The 671-nt window shown below is 34.4% G+C and carries 1 protein-coding gene; it reads left to right on the top strand.

All coding sequences use genetic code 11. The annotated features are described in order from the left end of the window. Nucleotides 1-187 precede the first annotated feature (187 nt). Nucleotides 188-671: IS3 family transposase (locus tag ACTJJ9_RS26375; protein ID WP_145585457.1), on the top strand; the 484-nt coding region annotated here is incomplete at its 3' end.

Here is a 671-nt window from a genome sequence, read left to right on the forward strand (position 1 = left end):
AAGAAAATAAGTTAACACGTGAAGCAGAGTTAGAACGTGAGAATGAACTATTGAGATTAGAAATTGCTTACTTAAAAAAGCTGAGAGCTTTTCGGGAAAATCCGAATGTCTTTCCCGAAAAGCACAAGCAAAATTGGCATTCGAACTCAAAGAAGAAGGATTCCGATTAAAGGATATTTTCCTTGTTGTGAGCATTCCTGAAGCAACCTATCATTATCATGTAAAAAATTTAGGGAAAGAAGATCCGGACTCGGAACCAAAAGAACTCATCACTCAACTATTTAAGAAGTTTCATGAACGCTATGGTTATAAACGAATCACAAAGGAATTAAAGAAATTAGGATATTGTGTTAATCATAAAAAAGTGTATCGACTTATGCGGGAACTAGGATTAAAATGTGTAAAATTCATGCGGAAATCTCGGAAATATAATTCCTATAAGGGGAAGGTTGGTAAAGTAGCGAAAAACCGTCTATCCCGTCGTTTTAATACACCTATTCCTCTTCAAAAATTAGTAACTGATATTACAGAATTCAAATGTCTAGGAGAAGAGAAGTTGTATTTAAGCCCCATCCTTGACCTTTATAATGGAGAAATTACTTCGTTTGGAATCAATAAACGACCAACATTAGATCTTGTGATGGAACCTTTAGAAGAAACGATTGAGATTA

The organism is Metabacillus sp. 22489 (assembly GCF_052044855.1).
GTDB classification, from domain to species: Bacteria; Bacillota; Bacilli; order Bacillales; family Bacillaceae; genus Metabacillus; species Metabacillus niabensis.